This window comes from Mesorhizobium sp. M7D.F.Ca.US.004.01.2.1, assembly GCF_003997785.1.
Classification (GTDB): Bacteria; Pseudomonadota; Alphaproteobacteria; order Rhizobiales; family Rhizobiaceae; genus Mesorhizobium; species Mesorhizobium loti.
The window spans coordinates 1-2,399 of the sequence record NZ_RZRQ01000557.1 but is presented as its reverse complement, the minus strand read 5'-3'; the positions used below and the strand labels follow the sequence as shown (position 1 = coordinate 2,399).

2 protein-coding genes and 1 pseudogene are annotated in these 2,399 nt (G+C 63.4%); 1 reads left to right on the top strand and 2 read right to left on the bottom strand.

Annotation, left to right across the window (positions count from 1 at the left end; all coding sequences use genetic code 11):
- Positions 1 to 1,480: NADH:flavin oxidoreductase (locus tag EN993_RS34675; protein ID WP_127266127.1), on the bottom strand; the 1,480-nt coding region annotated here is incomplete at its 3' end.
- A 56-nt stretch (positions 1,481 to 1,536) separates the two neighbouring features.
- Between EN993_RS34675 and queF the strand changes: the two genes are divergently transcribed.
- On the top strand, positions 1,537 to 1,998 hold the full coding sequence (gene queF, locus EN993_RS34670) for a preQ(1) synthase (protein ID WP_126068728.1): 462 nt from the start codon (positions 1,537 to 1,539) through the stop codon (positions 1,996 to 1,998).
- Positions 1,999 to 2,006: 8 nt separating this feature from the next.
- Here the strand turns inward: queF and EN993_RS34665 are convergent.
- A pseudogene (locus EN993_RS34665) lies at positions 2,007 to 2,399 on the bottom strand (hypothetical protein); the annotation flags it as partial.

The following is a 2,399-nucleotide window of genomic DNA, read 5'->3' as shown; positions in this document are numbered from 1 at the left end:
CCTGGGCGGAGAAGGACGACGTTCTGGCGCTGTCACCCGACGTGGTGGTGGTCGCCACCACGTCGGGTGACAGCGCCAGAACGTCGTCCTTCTCCGCCCAGGTGTCGTAGCGGATCTCGACGCCGAGCCGGTCGAGTTCGGCCAGCCGCCAGTCGATGATGCCGATCAATTCCTTGCGGCGCGGGTTCTGCGTCGCCAGCCGAATTTGGCCGCCGGCCTGGCTCGACGCTTCAAGCACCGTCACCTGGTGGCCGCGCTCGGCCGCGACCCGCGCCGTTTCCAGGCCACCGGCGCCGGCACCGACGACGACGATTTTCTGCTTCGGCCCTTCGGTCTTGACGATGATGTGCGGAATATCGGCCTCGCGGCCGGTCGCCGCGTTGTGGACGCATAGCGCCTCGCCGCCTTCATAGATGCGGTCGAGACAATAGGTGGCGCCCACACACGGGCGTATCTCGTGCTCGCGACCCTCCATCACCTTTTTCATGATGTGCGGATCGGCGATGTGGGCGCGGGTCATGCCGACCATGTCGAGCTTGCCTGTGGCGATGGCATGCCGTGCGGTGGCGACATCGGAAATGCGCGCCGCATGGAAGGTCGGGAATTTTGTCGCCGCCCTGACCTCACCGGCGAAATCGAGATGCGGAGACGAGCGCATGCCGGCCACCGGAATCACCTTGGTGAGCGCCGCGTCACTCTCGATCGAGCCGCGGATGATGTTGAGGAAATCAACCTTGCCGGAGTCGGCCAGCCGCTTTGCGATCTCGACGCCTTCCGCCTTCGACAGGCCTTTTTCGAAATCTTCGTCGGCAACCATGCGAATGCCGACGACGAATTTGTCACCGACCGCCGACCGCACGGCGTCGAGAACCATGTTGGTGAAGCGCAGGCGGTTGTCGAGCGAGCCGCCGAACTCGTCGTCGCGATGGTTGGTGGCCGGCGACCAGAAGCCGTCGATCAGGTGGCCGTAGGCTTCGAACTCGATCCCATCGAGGCCTGCGGCCTGGCAGCGCTGCGCGGCCGAAGCATAGTCGGCAACGATGCGCTCGATGTCCCAGTCCTCGATGGTCTTGGGAAAAGCACGATGCGCTGGCTCGCGCACCGGCGAGGCCGAGAGCACCGGCAGCCAGTCGGCCTTGTTCCAGCCGGTGCGGCGGCCGAGATGGGTGATCTGGATCATCACCTTGCAGTCGTGCTCGTGACAGGCGTCAGTGAGCTCGGCCAGCCACGGCACGATCTTATCGTCATAGACATGCAAATTGCCAAAGGCGGCCGGACTGTCGCGCGAGACGATCGCCGATCCGGCGGTCATGGTCAGCGCCATACCGCCCTTGGCCTTCTCGGCATGGTAGAGCCGATAGCGCTCTTTCGGCATGCCGTCCTCGGAATAGGCCGGCTCGTGGCTGGTAGACATGACCCGATTCTTCAGCGTCAGATGTTTGAGTTGGTAGGGCTGGAGAAGCGGATCGTTACTCGTCATCGTCTTCCTGCTTTTTCAAATTGTGCTAATGAGCGGCAAATCCAAGGACAACCGCGATGATCGATACCAAAACCCTCACCCAGCTCGGCGCCCACGTCGAGACGCCACAGAGCCCCGAACAAGCGGTCCTGGAGACCGTGCCGTACACACGCGGCGACGGGCCGCCGGCGATCGTGCGCTTCACCTGCCCGGAATTCACCTCGCTGTGCCCGGTGACCGGGCAGCCGGATTTCGCCCATATCGTCATCGACTACGCACCCGATACGCTGCTGGTGGAATCGAAGTCGCTCAAGCTGTTCATGACTTCGTTCCGCAACCACGGCGCCTTTCATGAGGACTGCACGGTGATGATCGGCCGCCGCATTGTGGCGGCAACCAAGCCGCTCTGGTTGCGCATAGGCGGCTATTGGTATCCGCGTGGCGGCATTCCGATCGACGTGTTCTGGCAGACAGGCGCGCCACCGGAAGGCAGTTGGCTGCCCGACACCGGGGTGGCGCCCTATCGCGGGCGCGGCTAGCTCGGCCATCATTCGCACTGATATTGGCTGAGTGCCCATTCGCCGGTCACCGACAACAGGTCCGTGATCTTCCAGTCGCCGTCGACCTTCTTGAATTTCCATTCCAGCCGGTGCGGGTTGCCCGACACGACGAAGGCGACGATGACCTTGGCCTGGTCGCCGTTGATCGCCTCGAGCGTCTTCAGGCTCTTGTCGATCTCAGCCTTGTCAAAATCCGCATTGTCGAGCGCCATGTTGGGGTCGAGGCACTCGCCCTGCCCGGACTTGCGCAAGGCGTCGCTCTTGTCGAGCACGGTTTTCGCCGGATCGATGAAATGGCTGCGCTCTGACGGATCGATCTCCAGCCCGACCTGATCGTAAAACGGCCGCACCGATCCAGCCGGGTTCGCCGACGGCGGTGG